This window comes from Paraburkholderia oxyphila NBRC 105797 (genome assembly GCF_000685075.1).
GTDB lineage: Bacteria > Pseudomonadota > Gammaproteobacteria > Burkholderiales > Burkholderiaceae > Paraburkholderia > Paraburkholderia oxyphila.
The window spans coordinates 1-20,748 of sequence record NZ_BAYD01000149.1 but is presented as its reverse complement, the minus strand read 5'-3'; the positions used below and the strand labels follow the sequence as shown (position 1 = coordinate 20,748).

The 20,748-nt window shown below is 65.0% G+C and carries 16 protein-coding genes, 1 tRNA gene and 1 pseudogene; 10 read left to right on the top strand and 8 right to left on the bottom strand.

What is annotated here, in order from left to right; translation table 11 throughout:
- The 3 genes from acs to BO1_RS44450 form a co-directional block, all read left to right on the top strand.
- A partial coding sequence (gene acs / locus BO1_RS44460) for an acetate--CoA ligase (RefSeq protein WP_028223090.1) occupies window positions 1-1,973 on the top strand: 1,973 nt, incomplete at its 5' end.
- Window positions 1,974-2,132: 159 nt separating this feature from the next.
- Complete coding sequence (locus tag BO1_RS55390) at window positions 2,133-2,498, top strand: DUF4212 domain-containing protein (protein ID WP_028223089.1); 366 nt, start codon at window positions 2,133-2,135, stop codon at window positions 2,496-2,498.
- On the top strand, window positions 2,495-4,513 hold the full coding sequence (locus BO1_RS44450; protein ID WP_028223088.1) for a sodium:solute symporter family protein: 2,019 nt from the start codon (window positions 2,495-2,497) through the stop codon (window positions 4,511-4,513). The genes BO1_RS55390 and BO1_RS44450 overlap by 4 nt, the downstream gene beginning before the upstream one ends.
- Before the next feature lie 161 nt (window positions 4,514-4,674).
- Here the strand turns inward: BO1_RS44450 and BO1_RS44445 are convergent, their stop codons facing one another.
- Window positions 4,675-5,001, bottom strand: a complete 327-nt coding sequence (locus BO1_RS44445) for an FxLYD domain-containing protein (protein WP_028223087.1) — start codon at window positions 4,999-5,001, stop codon at window positions 4,675-4,677.
- 340 nt (window positions 5,002-5,341) lie between these two features.
- Between BO1_RS44445 and BO1_RS58550 the strand changes: the two are divergent.
- Together BO1_RS58550 and BO1_RS44440 are read left to right on the top strand one after the other, a co-directional pair.
- Window positions 5,342-5,523, top strand: a pseudogene (locus BO1_RS58550) (type II toxin-antitoxin system HicA family toxin).
- A gap of 72 nt (window positions 5,524-5,595) precedes the next feature.
- Window positions 5,596-5,997: a type II toxin-antitoxin system HicB family antitoxin gene (locus BO1_RS44440; protein WP_028223086.1), complete on the top strand. Its 402-nt coding sequence runs from the start codon at window positions 5,596-5,598 to the stop codon at window positions 5,995-5,997.
- 178 nt (window positions 5,998-6,175) lie between these two features.
- Here the strand turns inward: BO1_RS44440 and BO1_RS44435 are convergent.
- A tRNA-Ser gene (locus BO1_RS44435) sits at window positions 6,176-6,266 on the bottom strand.
- A 348-nt stretch (window positions 6,267-6,614) separates the two neighbouring features.
- On the opposite strand from BO1_RS44435, the gene BO1_RS44430 reads away from it, so the two are divergent.
- Window positions 6,615-7,799 carry a porin gene (locus BO1_RS44430; protein WP_028223085.1) on the top strand — a complete coding sequence of 395 codons (1,185 nt, stop codon included), beginning with the start codon at window positions 6,615-6,617 and terminating at the stop codon, window positions 7,797-7,799.
- Between the two features lie 89 nt (window positions 7,800-7,888).
- Here BO1_RS44430 and BO1_RS44425 read toward each other — a convergent pair whose 3' ends face one another.
- Window positions 7,889-8,305, bottom strand: coding sequence for an HIT family protein (locus tag BO1_RS44425; RefSeq protein ID WP_028223084.1), 417 nt, complete (start codon window positions 8,303-8,305; stop codon window positions 7,889-7,891).
- Window positions 8,306-8,754: 449 nt separating this feature from the next.
- On the opposite strand from BO1_RS44425, the gene cfa reads away from it, so the two are divergent.
- On the top strand, window positions 8,755-9,921 hold the full coding sequence (gene cfa / locus BO1_RS44420) for a cyclopropane fatty acyl phospholipid synthase (RefSeq protein WP_028223083.1): 1,167 nt from the start codon (window positions 8,755-8,757) through the stop codon (window positions 9,919-9,921).
- A 112-nt stretch (window positions 9,922-10,033) separates the two neighbouring features.
- Here cfa and crcB read toward each other — a convergent pair whose 3' ends face one another.
- The 5 genes from crcB to BO1_RS44395 all read right to left on the bottom strand — a co-directional run bounded on the left by crcB (window position 10,034) and on the right by BO1_RS44395 (window position 16,101).
- On the bottom strand, window positions 10,034-10,414 hold the full coding sequence (crcB, locus tag BO1_RS44415; RefSeq protein WP_028223082.1) for a fluoride efflux transporter CrcB: 381 nt from the start codon (window positions 10,412-10,414) through the stop codon (window positions 10,034-10,036).
- A gap of 188 nt (window positions 10,415-10,602) precedes the next feature.
- Window positions 10,603-11,388 carry an SDR family oxidoreductase gene (locus tag BO1_RS44410; RefSeq protein WP_084688764.1) on the bottom strand — a complete coding sequence of 262 codons (786 nt, stop codon included), beginning with the start codon at window positions 11,386-11,388 and terminating at the stop codon, window positions 10,603-10,605.
- A gap of 125 nt (window positions 11,389-11,513) precedes the next feature.
- Entirely contained in the window at window positions 11,514-12,992 is a 1,479-nt protein-coding gene (styD, locus tag BO1_RS44405) for a phenylacetaldehyde dehydrogenase StyD (protein ID WP_028223080.1), read from the bottom strand.
- 33 nt (window positions 12,993-13,025) lie between these two features.
- Complete coding sequence (locus BO1_RS44400) at window positions 13,026-14,084, bottom strand: hypothetical protein (protein WP_156992757.1); 1,059 nt, start codon at window positions 14,082-14,084, stop codon at window positions 13,026-13,028.
- A gap of 31 nt (window positions 14,085-14,115) precedes the next feature.
- On the bottom strand, window positions 14,116-16,101 hold the full coding sequence (locus tag BO1_RS44395) for a primary-amine oxidase (protein WP_028223078.1): 1,986 nt from the start codon (window positions 16,099-16,101) through the stop codon (window positions 14,116-14,118).
- A gap of 236 nt (window positions 16,102-16,337) precedes the next feature.
- On the opposite strand from BO1_RS44395, the gene BO1_RS44390 reads away from it, so the two are divergent.
- The 3 genes from BO1_RS44390 to BO1_RS44380 all read left to right on the top strand — a co-directional run bounded on the left by BO1_RS44390 (window position 16,338) and on the right by BO1_RS44380 (window position 20,650).
- Entirely contained in the window at window positions 16,338-17,339 is a 1,002-nt protein-coding gene (locus BO1_RS44390) for an AraC family transcriptional regulator (protein ID WP_156992756.1), read from the top strand.
- 367 nt (window positions 17,340-17,706) lie between these two features.
- Window positions 17,707-19,176, top strand: coding sequence for an APC family permease (locus BO1_RS44385; protein ID WP_028223076.1), 1,470 nt, complete (start codon window positions 17,707-17,709; stop codon window positions 19,174-19,176).
- A 250-nt stretch (window positions 19,177-19,426) separates the two neighbouring features.
- Window positions 19,427-20,650, top strand: coding sequence for a porin (locus tag BO1_RS44380; RefSeq protein ID WP_028223075.1), 1,224 nt, complete (start codon window positions 19,427-19,429; stop codon window positions 20,648-20,650).
- Window positions 20,651-20,748 lie beyond the last annotated feature (98 nt).

Here is a 20,748-nt window from a genome sequence, read left to right as displayed (position 1 = left end):
TTGAATCGGTTCTTCACGAAAACCGCGTGTTTGCGCCTTCCGCGCAAACGGTGGCGGACGCCACGGTGTCCGGCATGGACGCCTACAAGGCGCTCTGCGCCGAAGCCGAACGCGATTACGAGGGTTTCTGGGCGCGCCTCGCGCGCGAAACGCTGACGTGGCAAAAGCCCTTCACGAAGGTGCTCGACGAGTCGAAGGCGCCGTTCTACACCTGGTTCGAGGACGGCGAGCTCAACGCCTCGTACAACAGCCTCGACCGCCATGTGGAAGCGGGCAACGGCGAGCGCGTCGCGATCATCTTCGAAGCCGATGATGGCACCGTCACGAACATCACCTACCAGGACCTGCTCTCGCGCGTCTCGCGCTTTGCCAATGCGCTCAAGAAGCGCGGCGTGAAGAAGGGCGACCGCGTGGTCATCTACATGCCGATGTCGGTCGAAGGCGTGGTAGCCATGCAGGCCTGCGCGCGCATTGGCGCGACCCACTCGGTGGTGTTCGGCGGCTTCTCGTCGAAGTCGCTCAACGAGCGCATGGTGGACGTGGGCGCGGTCGCGCTCATCACCGCCGACGAGCAGATGCGCGGCGGCAAGGCGCTGCCGCTGAAGAACATCGCCGACGAAGCCATCGCGATGGGTGGCTGCGAGGCCGTGAAGAGCGTGATCGTCTACCAGCGCACGGGCGGCAAGACCGGCTGGACCGAAGGCCGCGACCACTGGATGCATGAGCTCTCGCAAGCCGAGAGCGACACCTGCGCGCCGGTGCCCGTGGGCGCGGAGCACCCGCTCTTCATCCTCTATACCTCGGGCTCGACCGGCAAGCCCAAGGGCGTGCAGCACAGCACGGGCGGCTACCTGCTGTGGGCCGCGCAGACCATGAAGTGGACCTTCGACTGGAAGCCCGCCGACGTGTTCTGGTGCACGGCCGACATCGGCTGGGTCACGGGCCACAGCTATATCGCCTATGGGCCGCTCACGACCGGCGCGACGCAGGTGATGTTCGAAGGCGTGCCCACGTACCCGAATGCGGGCCGCTTCTGGGAGATGATCCAGAAGCACAAGGTCACGGTGTTCTACACGGCGCCCACGGCCATCCGCTCGCTGATCAAGTCCGCGGAAGCCGATGCGAAGGTCCATCCGAAGAGCTATGACCTTTCCTCGCTGCGCATCCTTGGGACGGTGGGCGAGCCAATCAACCCCGAAGCGTGGATGTGGTACTACGAGAACGTGGGCGGCAAGCGCTGCCCGATCGTCGACACCTGGTGGCAGACCGAAACCGGTGGCCACATGATCACGCCGCTGCCGGGCGCGACGCCGCTCGTGCCGGGCTCGTGCACGCTGCCGCTGCCGGGCATCATGGCGGCGATCGTCGACGAAACCGGCCAGGACGTGCCCAACGGGCAGGGCGGCATTCTCGTCGTGAAGCGCCCGTGGCCCGCGATGATCCGCAACGTCTGGGGCCAACCGGAGCGCTACAAGTCGGGCTACTTCCCCGAGGAGCTCGGCGGCAAGCTGTATCTGGCCGGCGACGGCAGCGTGCGTGACAAGGACACCGGCAACTTCACGATCATGGGCCGCATCGACGACGTGCTGAACGTCTCGGGGCACCGCCTGGGCACGATGGAGATCGAGTCGGCGCTGGTGGCGAACCCGCTCGTGGCCGAGGCCGCCGTGGTGGGCCGCCCCGACGACACCACCGGCGAAGCCGTGGTGGCGTTCGTGGTGCTCAAGGCGACGCGTCCGCAGGGCGAGGATGCGGTGAAGCTCGCCGCGGAACTGCGCGCGTGGGTGGGCAAGGAGATCGGGCCGATCGCCAAGCCGAAGGACATCCGCTTCGGCGAGAACCTGCCGAAGACGCGCTCGGGCAAGATCATGCGCCGCTTGCTGCGCTCGCTCGCGAAGGGCGAGGCGATCACGCAGGACACCTCCACGCTGGAGAACCCGGCGATTCTGGATCAGCTCGGCGAGTCGCTTTGATCGCGGCTTTGATGGCTGCTTGATGGTTGTTGGATTGTTGCTTGATGGCCGGGGTGGGTGCTTCAACACCGACCCCGGCCGTCGCGCGCCTCACCCCGGCCCCATGCAAGGCCGGATGTTCCCGATTGCCGGCCATGCGCGTTTTTGCTAAACAGGCGCATGGCCGCGCCACACCCCACACCCCAGAACAACCCCAATCCCTTGCCTGAGCCGCCCGCGGTGAGCGAGGCGATGGCGCTCGCGCATCGGCGCTACTGGCGCTTCAACGTCGCGCTGATCGCCGTGCTCATGAGCATCGGCTTCGCCGTTTCGTTCATCGTGCCGTTGTTCGCGCGCGCGCTCGACGGCGTGCGTTTCGCCGGCTTCAGTCTGCCGTTCTATATCGGCGCGCAAGGGGCGATCCTCGTCTATATCGTGCTCGTGGTGGTCTACATCGTGCTGATGCAGCGCGCCGACCGCGAACTGCAAGCCGCCCGCGAAGCCGAAACGGCCATTCGCGACGCCAGCCAGGCACCGCAACGATGAAGCTCGCGCACCGGCTGATCCGCTCCTACGCGCTCTATACGCTCGGCTTTCTCGCCTTCGTTTTCGTGATGTGGCGCATCGAGCTCGCCACCGGCCCCGGCATGTGGATCGGCTATGTGTTCCTGTTCGTGCCGATCGCCGTCTATGCCGTGATCGGACTGCTCTCGCGCACCTCGGACCTCGTCGAATACTACGTCGCGGGACGCCGCGTGCCCTCGTTCTTCAACGGCATGGCGACGGCCGCCGACTGGCTCTCGGCGGCTTCGTTCATCGGCCTCGCGGGCTCGCTCTACGCGAGCGGCTACGACGGTCTTGCCTATCTGATGGGCTGGACGGGTGGCTACTGCCTCGTCGCGTTCCTGCTCGCGCCCTACGTGCGCAAGCTCGCGCGCTATACCATCGCGGACTTCCTCGGCACGCGCTTCTCGAGCAACCTCGTGCGCGCGCTCGCCGTGCTGGCGACGATCATCTGCTCGTTCGTCTATCTCGTCGCGCAGATCCAGGGCGTGGGGCTGATCGCGGTGCGCTTCATAGGCGTGGATTTCGCAATCGGCATCTTTTGCGGGCTAGCCGGCATCCTCGTGTGCTCTTTTTTGGGCGGCATGCGGGCGGTCACATGGACCCAGGTGGCGCAATACATCATCCTGATCGCGGCGATGCTGATTCCGGTTTCGTTGATCGCGCATCGAAATGGCCTTGGCTGGCTGCCGCAGCTCGATTACGGCAAGGTGATGCAGCGCGTGGAGACGCTCGAGCGCGACGTGCGCGACACCAGCGCGGAGGCGAACGTGCGCGACGAGTACGCGCGCCGCGCGGCGCTCTGGCAAGCACGGCTGGACGCGCTGCCGCAGTCGTATACCGAGGAGCAGACGCGCCTCGTCATGGCGCTCGCGGACATGCGCCGCCACAACGGGCCGCTGCGCGACATTGATGCGCTCGAGCACGAGATCGCACATTTTCCGCGCGACCCCGAAGCCGCGCGCGTGGCGTGGACGCAGCAGCGCGACGACCTGCTCGCGCGCGCCGCGCCGCCCGTGCCGATGCACGAACCGTTTCCCGCGGAGAACGACGAAGCGCGGCGTATCCACGAGCGCAATTTTCTTTCGCTGCTGCTGTGCCTCTCGCTCGGCACGGCGAGCCTGCCGCATATCCTCACGCGCTACAACACGACGACTACGGTGGCGTCGGCGCGGCGCTCGGTGGGGTGGACGCTGTTCTTTGTCGCGTTGTTCTATTTGACGGTGCCGGTGCTCGCGGTGCTCATCAAGTTCGAGATCCTTTCGCACCTCGTGGGGCAGCACTTTGCCGACCTGCCGCATTGGGTGATGCAGTGGCGGCGCATGGAGCCGACCATGATCGGCGTAGCCGACATCAACGGCGACGGCATCGTGCACTGGAGCGACATCCAGATGCAACCCGACATGGTGGTGCTCGCGGCGCCCGAGATCGCTGGGCTGCCGTATGTGATGTCGGGGCTCGTGGCCTCGGGCGCGCTGGCAGCGGCGCTTTCAACCGCGGACGGGCTGCTGCTCACGATCTCGAACGTGCTCTCGCACGACGTGTACTACCACATGGTGGACCCGAATGCGTCGAGCCAGCGGCGCGTGACCATGTCGAAGATCCTGCTGCTGGGCGTGGCGCTGTTTGCTTCGTGGGTGGCTTCGCTGAACGCGGGGAATATTCTGTTTCTGGTGGGCGCGGCGTTTTCGCTGGCGGCGTCGAGTCTGTTTCCGGTGCTCGTGCTGGGCGTGTTCTGGAAGCGCACGACGCGCCTTGGCGCAGTGGCGGGGATGGTGGCCGGGCTGGGCGTGTGCGTGTATTACATCGTATCGACGTATCCGTTCTTTACGCAGCTCACGGGGTTTGCAGGCGCGCGCTGGTTTGGCATCGAGCCGATCAGCTCGGGCGTGTTCGGCGTGCCGGCGGGGTTTCTGGCGACGATCGTTGTTAGCCTGGTTGACCGGAAGCCGGATGAGTATTCGGTCGCGCTGGTGGATTATATTCGGCATCCTTAGCAAAACTGCGGTCTTGTCGGGGTGGCGCTGCGTAACGTGCGTTCAGGTCTGTACCGTCAATGGCATGCGTTTCGCCACTGTGGTCTATCGGCAGGGGGAGGGGGATTGAGCGGTGCAGCGGCGGCACGGAGAACGGCCGCCGCATGTGCGAGGCGATACGGCTATGAGGCGGTGACGGAGGCGACCGCAGCGCGGTTGTACGGTTGTGTGGTTGGCGCGCGGAATTTCCACTGTTGTCCCGGCTCGATGCCCGTGGCAGTCGCCGATGTGGTGCCAACGATCGCGCCGCTCGCATCGAGCAGGTTGATCGCGATCGTCGCGGTCTGGATCCTGGATGCGGTCGTGTTGGTGGCCGTGCCGGTCACATAGCCATTGCCGCCGCCCCCATAGACGGTGGCACCCAGGTCGCTGATCTGCAACGCATCGCTGGCATGCGCTGCCGCCGCCGCGATGGTCAGGATAGCTCCGAGTATGAGCTTCTTCATCATGTAGACCCCTCTCGATAGTTGTGGGTCGTGATATTGAAGCGCAGCGGCGTGTGACGTGGCTTGAGATGTATCAAGGTAAAGGGAAAGGGGCTTTAGGTCGCAGGTTGGTGGTGTGGGGTTTGGATTTTCAGGAGCACCGATGTTCGTCGGCCGGACTTGGGAGAACGGCGCAACGTCGGCATGTTGATCTGGATGAGCCCGAACGTGATGGCTCGATGCGTTGTTCGATGCCAAATACTGTATAAAAACACAGGATTTCAGTATTGCGCGTACACACGAACCCACATTAAATTTGATGGATGTGATTTTGTGTAAAAATACACACGAGTACATCGGTAATATGAACTCATCCAGGCTAATCCGGATGCTGCAGGGAGATGTTGGCAACAGGTACGGGTTCCCGGCAGCCATCATCACTTTAAGCACCCCGAAAAGGCAGGCCTCGTGACGGTGCCGTACCCGAAGAAGGATCTTCCTCTCGGAACGGTCATGAGCATCCTCAAAGCCGCAGGCCTTAGGTGACTGGCTGCGCGCCAGCCCTTAGTCGCGGAACGCGTGAAAAGCGGAAACGCTCACTTTACAAGGAAGGGCAACATGGAATTTCCCATCGCAGTTCATAAGGACGATGGGAGCGTCTATGGAGTGACTGTCCCGGACATTCCGGGTGTGCATTCCTGGGGCGACACCATCGATGATGCGATTAGAAACGCCAAAGAAGCGATTGCCGGTCACGTTTCTACTTTGGTTGAACTCGGTGAAGACGTTGGCTTTGCGTGTTCGACCATTGAAGAACTGGCGGCAGATCCAGAATACGCGGGCGCAATCTGGGCATTGGTTGAGGTCGACTTGAGCAGGCTGGACAACAAGCCGGAAAGGATCAACATTAGCCTTCCCCGGTTCGTTTTGCGCAAGATCGACTCATACGTCGAGAAGCGGCACGAAACACGGAGTGGGTTTCTCGCGCGCGCGGCTTTAGAGGCGCTTGCGCATGAATAGTCTGTACGTCGCTGGCTGAAGCGATTGTCGATTGAGAAGGCTCGCTATCCATGCGGGCCTTTGTTCTTTTTTCGGCGCCGATAGAGCCCACGCTCGTTGAAGCGGGAATGGAACGCCTGAGCCCGACTCAATCGCACAAATGAAAAAGGCTTCCTTGCGGGAAGCCTTTTATATCCTTTGGCGGAGAGAGGGGGATTCGAACCCCCGATAGGCTATTAACCTATACACGCTTTCCAGGCGTGCGACTTAAACCGCTCATCCATCTCTCCGGCGGGAGGCGAATTATAGCAGACTCTTTGCGGCAGGGGGAGGGCGCGTCAACAGTCCGCCTCTACATCGCCCATGTGGTCTACTGCCGCACGTGTTTCCGGGCCACCGTGGCCGCGCGTCGTTCCGGGCCAATCCATCCCCGGTCCGCGCCATACCACCGCGCTAGCCGCATCCACCGCAGACGGCCCCCCTGCAAAGCATCGAAGAATTGCTTCGTTCGCCGCTCGGCGGGCGTTCCGTATCGTTGCCGCCTGATCTTGCCGACTGGCTCCCAGCAAGCCGCCATCGCAAGACAGCCCCTCATCGGCAACCGATAACCCAAAACACAAACGCTACGGAACCCGCACATGAAACGCCTCTCTCCTCGCGCCACCTCTTCCGCCATCGCCAGCATCTTCCTCGCAACGGCGTCAGCCACCGCTCACGCACAGGGCAGCGTGACGCTCTACGGCATCGTCGATGCCGGCATCGCCGTGGTTCACAACGCGCAGGGCGCAAACGGCCAGAACCAGAGCACGCTCGTGAAGTTCAGCAGCGGCAACCTCTCGGGCAGCCGCTGGGGCCTGCGCGGCACCGAGGATCTCGGCAGCGGTCTCGCGGCTATCTTCCAGCTCGAAAACGGCTTCAACGTCGGGACGGGCGTAGCGGGGCAGGGCCAGCGCGAGTTCGGACGCAAGGCGATCGTGGGGCTCGCGAGCAACACTTGGGGCACGCTCACACTGGGCCGCCAGTACGATCCGCTCGTCGACCTCGTGCAGCCGCTCACGCAGGATGGTCCGTTCGGCGGCATATTCGGCACGCCCGGCGACCTCGACAACTACGACAACAGCCTGCGCGTGAGCAACTCGGTCAAGTACACGAGCCCGGTCGTCGCGGGCCTGCAGTTCGAGGCGCTCTACGGTCTCGGCGGCGTGGCGGGCGCGAGCGGCAGCGGACAGACCTACAGCTTTGGCGCGGCGTACGCGAACGGCCCGCTCGCACTCGCGGCGGGCTATTTCTTCGCCAACGGCGGCAATACGGTGACCAACGGCGTGCGCACCTGGACGAGCAGCTCGGACAGCCTCTTCAACACGGTGATCAACCAGGGCTTCGCCAGCGCGAATTCCATTCAGATCGTGCGCGCTGGCGGCAGCTATGCCATTGGCGCGCTGAGTTTCGGGCTCGCGTACTCGAACACGCAGTACGGCAGCGATGGCTTCTCCACCTTCCATCAGACCGCGAAGTTCAACAACGGCTCGGCCTTCGTGAACTATCAGTTCACCTCCGCGTTGCGCGCAGGCGTGGGCTACTACTACACGTCGCTCACGGGGCCGGCCTCGGCGCACTATAACCAGGTGAACGTGGGCGGCGACTACGCGCTCTCGAAGCGCACGGAGCTTTATGCGCTGGCCGGCTGGCAGCAGGCCAGCGGCCACACGCTCAATGCGAAGGGCGCTGCCGTGGAGGCGCAGGCGTCGATCGGCGACTTCGGCGTGAATTCGGGCACGGATACGCAGGCGCTTGCCGTGGTCGGCATCCGCCACAAGTTCTGAGCGGATGGCGCGCGCGTTTGGGCCGCGCGCGCCTCGTGGGGCAAATGCGTCGCCTGATGCGAGGCCCGATGCGTGACTTGCCGCGCGGCTTACAGCGCCGCGCGGATGCGCTGCGCGGTCGCTTCGAGCTCGGCCTTGTCGGCCATGTCGCGCGCGTGCATGCGCAACTCTTCGCCCTTGCGGCGCGGGATGAGGTGGAAATGCACGTGCGGCACGGTCTGGCCCGCCGCTGCGCCGTTGAATTGCGCGATCATCAGGCCGTCGGGCGCGAGCGCCTTGCGCACGGCCGCGGCCACTTTCTGCACCATCGCCATCGCGGCGGACACCGCTTCGGGCGAGAGCTCGTAAATCTCTTCGGCCGGCTCCTTCGGCAGCACCAGCACGTGGCCTACGGATTGCGGCATCACGTCCATGATCGCCACCGCCGCGTCGTTCTCACACAGCTTGATGGAGGGGATCTCGCCGCGCAGCAGTTTCGCGAAGATGTTGTTGTCGTCGTAAGCCATGGGTTCCTCAGTAGTGTCTCGGGCGCGGCGTTTGCTCGCCACGCGGATAAAGCAGGCGCCGCCCCGCACGGCGCGCCCAACGCGGGCGCCGCCAAGCGGCCCGCCCGTCTTGTGTTGCGGTGCGCAAAGCCGATTATCGCCCACGCCGGGGCGGCTGTCGGGCTTCCTGCAGATTTTTTGAAGTGGGTGCATCATAAGGGTTCTCGCAGCGAGCGCGACGACGAATGTCTTGATAGCAACCTCTTGCATCGGACCGGAGTAAGGAGCTCTGCACGAGACTGGAGGCAACGCTTTGCATGGGACCGGAGTCAGTGCCGAGGCACGCACCGCGGTCGACGGTTGAAGCATCCCATCTCCGGTCGAGCGCCGAACAGCCCACTCCGATCGACCGCGATGCATGGGGCCGGAGTCAGTGCTGAAGCACTCACTCCGGCCGACACGGAGCACCTATGGCAACGACTCATCTCGAAGCAGCCCAACCCGCCCGCGAAGCCACCGGTTCAGGAGCCTGGCGATTCGCAGCACAGCTACTCGCGCGTGCCGATGTGAAGCTCAACGGCACCCGGCCGTGGGACATGCGCATACACGATCCGCAGGCGTTGGAGCGCGTAGTCGCACTGGGTAATCTGGGCCTCGGCGAGGCCTATATGGACGACCAGTGGGACTGCGAGCAGCTCGACGAATTCTTCGCCCATGTGTTGCGTGCGCATGTGGACGATCAGATCGATCCCGCCCGGCTCGTCTTTCACGCGCTCAAGGCGCGCCTCATGAACCGCCAGACCATGCGCCGCGCGTGGAAGGTGGGGCAGCAGCACTACGATATCGGCAACGCTTTCTACGAGGCCATGCTCGACAAGCGCATGACCTACACCTGCGGTTACTGGTCGGGTGGCGCGAAGACGCTGGACGAAGCGCAGGAGGCCAAGCTCGACCTGATCTGCAAGAAGCTTGGCCTGAAGCCCGGCATGCGAATGCTCGACATCGGCTGCGGCTGGGGCAGTCTCATGAAGTTCGCCGCGGAAAATTACGGCGTGTCCTGCGTGGGCGTCACGATCTCGAAGGAGCAGGCCGCGCTGGGCGCCGGGCGTTGCGTAGGCCTGCCCGTGGAATTCCGCCTGCAGGACTATCGGCTGCTCGACGAGCAGTTCGACCGCATCGCGAGCGTGGGCATGTTCGAGCACGTCGGGCCCAAGAATTACCGCACCTATATGGAAGTGGCGCATCGCTGTCTTGCCGACGACGGCATCTTCGTGCTGCACACCATCGGCAAGAACCGCCGCGACACCACGCCCGACCCGTGGGTCGACAAGTACATCTTCCCCAACGGCGAGCTGCCCACCATCGGCCAGATCGCGGACGCCTCGGGCGGGCTTTTCGTCGTCGAGGACCTGCACAACTTCGGCGCCGATTACGACCGCACGCTGATGGCATGGCACGCGAACTTCGAGGCTGCGTGGCCGCGTTTCGAGGCCGAGATGGGTCACCGTTTCTACCGCATGTGGCGCTACTATCTGCTGTCATGCGCTGGCGCGTTCCGCGCGCGCGATATTCAGTTGTGGCAGTACGTGCTGACGAAGAACGGATTGGTCGGCGGTTATCGCCGTCCGCACGCATGACCGCTGCAGGCGCAACGATGCCCTGAAACCGGGCCGATCCGTCAAAAACGAAGGCCGCGTGCGCGAAGCGCCGCGGCCTTTCTCATAGGCGCACGCACCATCCAGGGCGGCTTCAGCGCATCACGGCGGCGACCGTCGCGATGCCGAGTATCGTCATCAGCAAGGACGAGCCCACGTGAATGGCAATCTCGCCCGCGGCCCAGCCGAAGCGGCCGTTCTGCAGATGCGCGACGACTTCGGCGGAGAAGGTCGAGAACGTGGAGAGCCCGCCCATGCAGCCGGTGATGACGAACAGGCGCCACTGCGGCGAGACGTCGGGCAGGCGCGCGAACGCGGCGAGCGCCACGCCGATGATGTAGCCCGCGATGATGTTGGACGCGAGCGTGCCGAGCGGCAGTGTGGGGAAGATAGCGTTCAGGCGCAGGCCGAGCACCCAGCGCAGCAGCGAGCCGAGCGCGCCGCCAATACCGACCGCGAGAATCGAGAGATACATGATGTGGAGTCGTTGTAGGCGCAATGAAAGGCGATGCCGCATGGTGAGGCGTTGCCTGCCATTGCGTCCCGCTTTCGACCCCGCAGTTTAGCACCGCGGCGCGTGCCGGCCGGCGCGCCCGCCAGGTGCCGCTCGCACATGGCGCGCATGGCACGCGTGCGGCCCGCGCCACAAGCGTGCCGCCGGCTTCAGGCGAGGCCGCCGTTGGCGCGCAGCGTCTGGCCGTCCACCCAGCCGCTGTCCGGGCCCGCGAGGAACGCGACCACCGCGGCGATGTCGTCGGGCTCGCCGAGCCGCTCGAGCGGGGGCATGCTCGCGAAATGGCGGATCTGTTCTTCGGTCTTGCCTTCGAGGAAGAGGGCCGTGGCCACCGGCCCTGGCGCGACGGCGTTGACCGTGATGCCGCGTCCGCGCAATTCCTTCGCGAAGACGCGCGTGAGCGCTTCGACCGCGTTCTTGGTGGCGTTGTAGAGGCCATAGCCCGGCAGGTTCAGCGCGAGCGCCGTGGTCGAAAAGTTGATGACGCGCCCGCCATTGGCGAGCTTTGCCGCGGCCTCGCGCATCGTATTCAGCGTGCCGCGCACGTTGATATCGAACATTTCGTCGTAGAGCGCATCGGTCGAATCGGCGATCGTCGTCACCTTCATGACGCCCGCATTGTTGACGAGCACGGCGGGCTGGCCGAGCTGGGCCGCCGTGGTCTCGAACAGGTGGCGCACCTCGTCGGCTTTGGCGATGTTGGCCTTCACGGCGATCGCGCGGCCGCCCGCGGCGACGATCTGCGCGACGAGCGCTCCGGCCTCGCGCTCGCTCGCGGCATAGTTGACGGCGACAGGGTGACCGTCGCGCGCGAGCCTCAGCGCCACGGCGGCGCCGATGCCGCGCGAGGCGCCCGTGACGATGGCGACGCCGCGCGCGGCGTTTGCCGTGTTGTTTGCTGCGTTGTTTTCTGCGTGGTGGGTAGCGGTGTTCATGATCGAGCTCCTTTCGTTCGGGTTCGGGCATTGGGTGAAGCGGGAACGGAGTCGATCATGAAGGAATTCGGGCGCCCGATCATTGCCTGGCGCCTGGTTTCATTATTCCATTTCGATTAACAATGTCAGTACGCGATGCAGACCGACTTCGTCTCGGTGTAGGCATCGATGATGGCGCGGCCGTGCTCGCGGCCGATGCCCGAGGCCTTGAAGCCGCCGAACGGCAGCGCCGGGTCCACCATGTTGTGCGTGTTGACCCAGACCGTGCCGGCCTGCACGGCGTCCACCACGCGCAGCGCGCGGTCGAGCTGGTTGGTCCATACGCTCGCGCCAAGGCCGTATTCGGACGCGTTCGCAGCGGCAATGGCCTCATCGACGTCGTCATAGGGCATCGCCACGAGCACCGGGCCGAAGACCTCTTCGCGCACCACAGTGAGCGGCTTGTTCGTGGCGTTCGCGATCACGGTGGGCTCGACGAAGTAGCCCGCGCGGTTGCCGTCGCCGCCGCCCGCCACGATTTCGCCGCCTTCCGCGCGGCCTTGCGCGATCATGCTGGCCACCTTGGCGCGATGGCGCGCGGAGACGAGCGGGCCCATCTGCGTGGCCGCGTCGAAGCCGGAGCCGAGCACGGTGTTGCGCGCGACTTGGGCGATGCCTTCGACGATCTCGTCAAAGCGCGCGCGCGGCACATAGAGACGCGATCCGGCGGTGCAGACCTGGCCGTGGTTGAAGAAGATCGCGCCCGCCGCGCCTTCGATGGCGCGTTGCGGGTCGCAGTCGTCGAGCACGATCACGGGGCTCTTGCCGCCCAGCTCGAGCGAGACGCGCTTGAGATCGTTCGCGCACTGCTTGCCGATGATGCGGCCCACTTCGGTGGAGCCGGTGAAGGTGACCTTGTCCACGCCCGCGTGACGCACGAGCGCCGCGCCCGCGGTCTCGCCCTGGCCGGTGACGACGTTGAGCACGCCCGGCGGAAAGCCCGCTTCGTGCGCGAGCTCGGCGAGGCGGATGGCGGTGAGCGGCGTTTCCTCGGCGGGCTTGAGCACGACGGTGCAGCCGCAGGCGAGCGCGGGCGCGATCTTCCATACCGCCATCAGCAGCGGAAAATTCCACGGCACGATGGCGGCGACCACGCCAGCGGGCACGCGCCGCGTGGAGGCGTTGTAGCGCACGCCGGGCGGGAAGGCGAGCGAGAGGTCGAGCGTGCTGCCTTCGATCTTGGTCGCCCAGCCGGCCATATAGCGCAGCCATTGCACGCTGCCGCCCACTTCGAGCATCTTCGAGAAGCCGAGCAGCTTGCCCTGATTGAGCGTTTCGAGCGCGGCGAGCTCGTCGCCGTTGCGCTCGACGAGATCGGCGAGTTTCAGGAGCAGCCGCTCGCGCTCGGCGGGCGGCATGCGGCGCCATGTGTCGGCCTCGAAGGCGCGGCGCGCGGCGGTGACGGCCGCGTCGATGTCGGCGTCGCCGGCATCCGGCACCTGGGCGATCTCGGTGCCCGTGGCGGGGTTGAATACGGCGAAGGTGCGGCCGTTGCCGCTGGCGCAAAAGCGGCCGTCGACGAACATCTGTGTGCGGATCGTGTGCGTGAAGTCCTGGCGGTCCATGTCGTTTCCTCGGTTCGGTCCTGTGCGTGGGTGTCAGCGAATCTCGATCCCGGTGCCCGATGCCAGGGCGGGCGATGCGGGGTGATCGGTGAAGTGCGGGGTATAGCGGGATGCGTAGTACTGCGTGGAATGCGGTTGCTGCTGTTTGGGCGTGTGCCTGGTGCGGCGTGCCGCGAGTGCGCATGCACACATGAAGTTGAGCGCAGCGCCCGCGAGAAAGAGCGCAGGGAAGCCTTGCCCGAAGCCCCACGACGTCGTGGCCAGCGCGGCGCCCGCGAGCATGCCCATGTGGTGCGCGATGCCGGGGCAGCCGGCTTGCGCCGCACGGCCGATGCGCAAAAGCGTGGGCAGCGTGAGCGCGTCGAGCACGGCGAACGCGGGCGCGGCGAATACCGCCCAGGGCGCGAGCGCATCGAGCGTGAGCGCGGCAAGCAACGCACCGCGCAGCGCGAAGAGGGCGAGTAATGCGTAGCGACGATCGATGCGTTCCGCAAGCAGGCCGAAGCCAACCACCGCGCAGAGCGACGCGGCCACCTGCGCGAACGAGAAAGGTCCGGCGCCGCACACGGCGAAAAACTGGAAGCGCGCGAGCACGCCGCTCGAAAGCCCGGCGAGCAACGCGGGTGCGAGCAGGGAGACGCTGCCGGGCAGCGCGCCAATGAAGCCTTGACGCGCTCGTTGAATCGGAGTCCTGTCGATTTGCCGAGGCGGCGCTGAAGACTCCGTACGCCGCGCGTTCAGGTACGGCCTGACCGTTGCGAGCAGGGCGAGACCTGCCAACGCGAGTACGGCAGCCATGACGTCCGGTGTCGATCCCGCGCGTGCCTGTGCCGCGGCGGCAGTCATCGCCGCCATGGTGAGGACGAGCGAGGCGGCCACCGGCACGGTGGCCCGCGAGGCGAAGCGGCGCGCGAGCGCAGCAGGCAGCAACGCCATCGCGACAAGTGCAACCGCGCTTCCCGCGAATGCGGCGGTCGTCGCGTCGATCCGCATCGCGCCCAGCATGACGCCCGCCGCGAGCGCCGCGGCGCCGCCGGTTACCGCAAACCAGACACAGGCGGCGGCAAGGGCATGGCGGGCTTTGGGTGTCATGGCGTGGCGCGTGCGGGGCATCATCGCGGGCTTACTGCTTGCCGTGGCAGCACGAAGGCGCCGCGCATGTATCGGGCGCACCGTCCTGCACGCTGTGCGGATCGCGCCCGCCCGGGAGATCCATCGCCGGATTGCCGTAGAAGAAGTTGTTCGGCTTGAGCATGAAGCCGGCGTACTCCACGGGCATTACGGGGAAGTCCTCGGGCTTGCACACATGCGTGTGGCCGAAGCTGTGCCACAGCACGATGTCCTCGTTCTCGACGTTGCGGTTCGCCTCGATATAGCGCGGCAGGCCGTCTCCGCCCGCGTGCTGGTTCGGGTAGTCGCCGCTCGCGTAGCGCTGCGTCGTGTCGTACGGCGTGACCCATACATGGCGCGTCGCGAAGCCGCCGCGCTGGCGCACCTTCGAATGGGGATCGGCGAGCATCAGCGGCGAGTCGTTGATGATGAGCTTGTAGCCGGGATTCGCGCCCACGCGGTTCTTCACGTTCGGGTTCACGACCTTCCAGAAGCGGCCGGTCTGGCCGTTCGCGTTGCGCGCCGCTTCCTGCTCGGTCTTGAGCACGCGCTTCGTGGTGTCGAAGACGTTGCCGTACGGGTTCTCCGCGCCCATCGGACGCGGCACGAACTCGTGCTCGGTCACGGAGTTCTTCTCGCCGTCCACCATCATGTGCAGGCGCGCATTGAAGAAGTGCTGGTGCGTCGGGCCGCCGAGATTTTCGGTGACCATGCCGCCCCACGGGTAGGCGTCGCCATCGGCGACCGCCGAGGTCTGGATGATGCCCGTGAGCTTGCACTCGAGCTGGATCGTTCCGTCCTGATAGAAGTACCAGTAGAAGCCGTAGTCGTAGTTGCCCACCGTCGCGAAGAACGAGATCACGAGACGGCGCGAGCGGCGCATCTCGAACACGCCGGTACGGAATTCGTAGTGCTTCCAGAGCGTGCCGTAGTCCTCTTCGTGCAGGCACACCGCGTTCTTCATCGTGAAGCCGTTACCGAAATCGTCGGCGGACGGGATGTCGAAATAGCGGATCGTGCCGAGACAATCGCAGCCGAGCTCGAGCTGGTTCGCAAGCTTGCCGAGACCGTACTCGCCCGCGTCGAACGCGCTCTTCCAGTAGTGGTTCGTGGTGGGGTCGGAGTAGGGCACGCACATCTCCGTCACGCTCGCGCGGTAGACGATGGGGCGCGGCGCGCTCTTGCCGTCGTCCCAGCTGATCTGGTGCAGCACGAGGCCTTCGCGCGGCGTGAAGCCCACGCGGAATGTCCAGTTCTGCCAGGCGACCTGCCAGCCGTCGATCGTGAAGCTCGGTCCTTCGGGCTGGCTGATGGACAGCGGCTTGACCGTGTCGCGCGGCTTGCCGATGCTCGGCGTGTCGTAGTTGTGCCTGGCGCGCGGGATCGGAATGATGCGGCCGTCGTCCACGAGCTCGATCACCTTGTGCTCGAGCAGATCCACCACGGCCACCACGCCTTCGATCGGATGCGCATAGCCGTTGTCGGTCAGGTTCTCGCGGTAGTAGCTCACGCAGCGCACGAGGCGGCGGCCGCCTTCGTTGGGACGGTCGAACGCGCCTGCCGAGAACGGGTCGACCTGCACGCGCTCGAGATCGTCTTCGCTGAGGCCGCGTTTCTTGACGGCCTCGCGCCACGCGGGATCGGCCTTCACGATGCGCTCGGCGTTCATGAAGTCCTCGATCATCACGGGCGGTTGGCCGAACGGCGCGCTGTGCAGCGCGAGCGCCTTGCGCGATTCTACTTTCTTTTCGCGCAGATCGACGACCAGTTCGAGCGTCTGGTTGCGCGTGCGGTCGATGACGATCGTGAAGGCGCGGCGCGAATAGTAGTCGCCGGGTTTGTACGCGACGACTTCGGCCTTGGGCGGCTCGTGCAACTCGGTGACGGGAAAGCGCGCGTGTTCGTCGAGCTGTTCGGCGGCCTTCGCGATGTCACAGGCGAGCTGCATTTCGGTGAGGCTCAGCGGATCGAGCGGATGCGAGTTCGGATTCGTGTTCATAAGCGTTTCGTAAGGATGACGTTGGACCGCAACAGCGCATGAAGGGCGGCAGGCCGGCCTCGTTTTTAGGGGCACAGCGCGTGGCCGTAATGGCGATGTCGTGACGTCATCGTAGAAACGCCATATTTTTTTCGCGCTTGCAAAATGCGCCAAAGGGACGATAGAGTGCGCCAGAGACAGAGCGAACGAATCTGGGTGCGCACGCAATTGCGCGCCGCAGGAGAATGGAGCGAGACATGAAAAGAGTGCCTGTCAGCAACGGTTTTCCGATGATTCGCGGCGCGGTGATGGGCCCGATCGTGCGCGCGCTCGACGCGGCCGGTGCGGACTGCGATGCGTTGCTGGCCGAGTTTGGTCTGACCCGCAGACAACTTTCGGATCCTTATGAAATCCTGCCGCTCGGGCGCTACGTGGGCGCCTTCGAGCGCGCGGCGCAGGTGCTCGACGAGCCGTGGCTGGGCCTGCGCCTCGGCAACGAATTGCAGCTCACGGAGCTCGGGCCCGCGGGGCTCGTGTTCATGTCGTCGCCCACGCTGGGCTCGGCAATCCGCAAATTCACGGACGCGCTTGTCTCATGGCAGAGCGGCACGCTCGTCGATCTGGTGCGCGATAACGCGTGGCCGATGTGGAGCTATCGCATCGCGCATGCGGACATCTGGCCACGCCGCCAGGACGCCGAATACAGCGTGAGCGCGATGTGCCACATGATTCGCCTCGTGCGCGGTGGGACATGGACGCCGGTCGAGATCCATTTTGAGCACGCGGCGCCCGCGGATCTCAAGCCCTATTTGCGGATTTTCCGCGTGCCGGTGCGCTTCCAGCAGCCGGCGAGCGGCGTGGTGATTCATCCGCAGGATCTCGACGCGCCCCTCAAGAGCGCCGACACGCAACTCGCGCGCATGATGGAACGCCACGCCACCGACCTCATTTCGCGCGATGCGATGCCCTACGATCTCGTCGATCAGGTGCGCGATCTGGTGACGCGCCGGCTCGCACGCGAAAAGCTCGTGGTGGCCGATATTGCGCGCGATCTCGGGCTCTCGAACCGCTCGCTGCAGCGCCATCTGACCGAGGCGGGAACCTCTGTGCGCGAGATCATTCGCGAGGAACGCCAGCGCAGCGTGGCGGTGTTGCGCGAGCAGGAGGGCATGACCAACGCGGCCGTCGCGCGCGCGGTGGGCTACGCGGATGCCACCGTGCTGTGGCGCGCAACGCGTAATTGGGGCCGGTCGGGATAGACGCGGTCGGCGTAGACCCGGTCGGGATAGACGCGGTCCAGTTAGCCCATGAATGTAAGTATTTTGATAGTGTATAGAAAGTATGTAGACTGAAGAAAGCCGCCACTCATTCATTCGTCATCCGAATTGATCTTCTGTGCCGCGCCCAGCCGCCAAGGCGTTAAGTAAAAACCCGCAGGGTCGTTGGCGCGCTTTATCGAGAATTTGGCGCGGTCAGCCAGGTCGCCATAATTTTTAGCTGCCTACCATGCGCTCCTGTCGAGTCTCGCAATCGAGTGCGCGAGATTCGTTCCCAAGAGCGCCAGGGGCACGCGGTCCTTCATCGTGTCGCATGGCGCGACCCCAATAGATACCAGCAGAGGCAACGATGAACGAATCGCAAATACCCGTCGCGCCAGCCGGACTCGTCGGCGGCGTCGAGGCAGACGATGCCGCCGTGCCGCAGCGCAGTTTGCTCGGCCTGTGGCAGATCGTGTTTCTCGTGATCTCCGCGGCCGCGCCGCTCACCGGCATGCTTGGCGCGGTGCCGCCCGCCATCAGTCTCGGCAACGGCGCGGGCATTCCCGGCGCCTTCGTGATCGCGGGCGTCGTGCTGCTCGTGTTCAGCGTCGGCTTCGCTTCGATGAGCCGGCATATCGTGCGTGCCGGCGCTTTCTACGCATACATCACGGCGGGCTTCGGCCGCCCGCTCGGCATGGCGGGCGCGCTCGTCGCGCTGCTCTCGTACACCTGCATCCAGATCGCGCTGTATGGCCTGTTCGGCTTCTTCTGCACCGTCGTGCTCGGGCCGCTCTTGCATAGCACGATGCCGTGGTACGTGTATTCGCTCGCATGCATCGCCATCGTGCAGGTGACGGGCCTGCGCGGCATCGACCTGAACAGCCGCCTGCTCGGCGTGCTGATGAGCCTCGAAATGGGCATCCTGCTCGTGCTCTCGATCGCCATCGTGATCCATCACGGCGGCCCGGACGGTCTCACGCTCGCGCCGTTCGCACCGAAGCACGTGTTCAGCGGCCACATGGGCATTGCTGTGATGTTCGCGCTCGCGTCGTTCATCGGCTTCGAGGCCACGGCGATCTACGGCAAGGAGTGCCGCAATCCGAAGGTCACGGTGCCGCGCGCGACCTATGTGTCGGTCACGCTGATCCTCGTGTTCTTCGCGTTCGTCACGTGGGCCATCGTCTGCGCCTATGGCCTGAAGGACGTGGCCGACGTGGCCACCAAGCAGCCGGGCGACTTCTGGTTCATCCAGTCCACGAAGTACCTGGGCGGCGCCATGACCACGACGATGAGCTTCCTGCTGCTCTCCAGCATCTTCGCGAGCCTGCTTTCGTTTCACAACACGATCGTGCGCTACATTCACGCGCTTTCGGTCGAAGGCATCCTGCCCGCGAAGCTCGACCGTCTGCATGCGAAGTACGGCTCGCCGTATCTCGCGAGCTATCTGCAGACGCTCACGGCGGCGGTGCCGGTGGGCTTCTTCGTGCTCGCGGGCGCCGATCCGTTCAACATCGTGTTCAGCTGCACCTCGGCGCTTGGCACCATCGGCATCGTGATGCTGCAGGCCGTGACGAGCTTCTCGGTGGCCGCTTACTTCCGCGCGACGAAAAAGGACACGCGGGTCTGGCACGCATTCGTTGCACCGGTGCTGGGCGGGCTGGGCCTCTTGTGGATCGGCTTCGTGCTGATCGGCAACCTGGACGCGCTCTCCGGCTCCGATAGCCCGATCGTGCGCGCGTTCCCGTGGATCGTGCTCGCCGTGGCGCTCGTCGGCATCGCACTGGGCTTCATGTTCCGGCGCCACCGGCCCGACGTCTACAAGCGCTTCGGTCAGTAGCACGCGGCGCAGCCGGGCGGGGCGGGCCCGGCATCGCGCTTGCATTCGCCTGGCCGACGTACTCCAGGCCCCAGTTCTCCAGGCAGTCCCCACGCATTTCCCAGGCAGTCAAACCGCACGCGGTGCGCGCAATCGAGTCGCGCGCCGCGGCCTGGTCGCGCTCGCCCGTATTGACCCGGCCACGCCAGGCCGGGCCGGGCCGGGTCGCATCGCGCGCGCGATCGCTCACTTCTAGACAAAAGACATCGACATGGCAAACACACTCGTCACGCGCACGGCGCTGGCGCTGGCTTCGTGCGCCCTCGCCACCTTCACGCAAGGGGCGCACGCCCAGTCCTCGGTCACGCTCTTCGGCACGGTGGACGCCGGCCTCGTCTATTCGACGAATCAGCAGACCACGCAGGCGGATGGCCGCACCGACGGCCATTCGAACTGGCAACTGGGCGGCGGCAACCTCGTGCCTTCGCGCTGGGGCCTGACCGGCAGCGAGGACATCGGCGGCGGCACCACGGTGAACTTCACGCTGGAGAACAGCATCTTCACGCAGAATGGTGCGCTGCTGCAGGGCGGCACGCTCTTCAACCGCAACGCGTGGGTGGGCGTGGCAAACGCGAACTACGGCACGCTCACGCTCGGCCGCCAGTACGACCCGTTCTCCGACAACATGGGCGCCTACGCTTCGAGCAACAACTGGGCGACGCTGTATGGCTCGCACTTCGGCGACGTTGACAACCTCAACGAAGCGTTCAACTTCAACAACTCGATCAAGTACCTGAGCCCGAGCTTCGGTGGCCTGACGGTGGGCGGTCTGTTCAGCCTCGGCGGCGTGGCGGGCAACTTCTCGGAGAACCGCGGCTGGTCGCTCGCGGCGAACTACACGCATGGGCCGCTCTCGCTCTCGGCGGGCTATCTGCAACTGCGTAATCCGCTTCAGGCGGCGCTGGGCGGGGAGAGCGGCTATATTGGCGACTTCAGCTGCAGCAACGCTGATGCTTCGTATTGCGAACTACAGAATGCGCAGAAGATCGATATCTACGGCGCGGGCGGATCGTATGCGCTCGACAAGGTGACGATCGCGCTGAGCTATACGCATACGCGGCTTTCGCAGAGCCAGTATTTTGCGAGTACGGCGCAGCCGCAAGGCGCCGATATCTCGTTCGATATTGCCGAGCTCAATACGACGTGGCAGTTTTCGCCGGCGTTGCAATTTGGTTTTGCGTATATCTTCAACGACGCGCGTCCCGATCAGGCGTCGTCTACGCGTATCCATCAGATCAATCTGGGGGCCGTGTACAACCTCTCGAAGCGTACGGCGCTGTATGCCGTGGCGATCGGGCAGAAGTCGTCGGGCGCCGGGCTTGGGATCGATGCTGCCGGCGGCGGCACGCAGAACCTCGCGCAGATTCCCAATCTCGTGAACTCGGATACGGATAAGCAATTGGCGATTATCGCCGGCATTCGGCATAACTTCTGAGTGAGTGGTTTGAAATTGTGATTTGGCGGTTTTGGTGTAGCGCTCCGCGCGTTGGCCTTAACTTGTATTCGCGGCGGGCCGCAGGCGTTGCCCCTGTG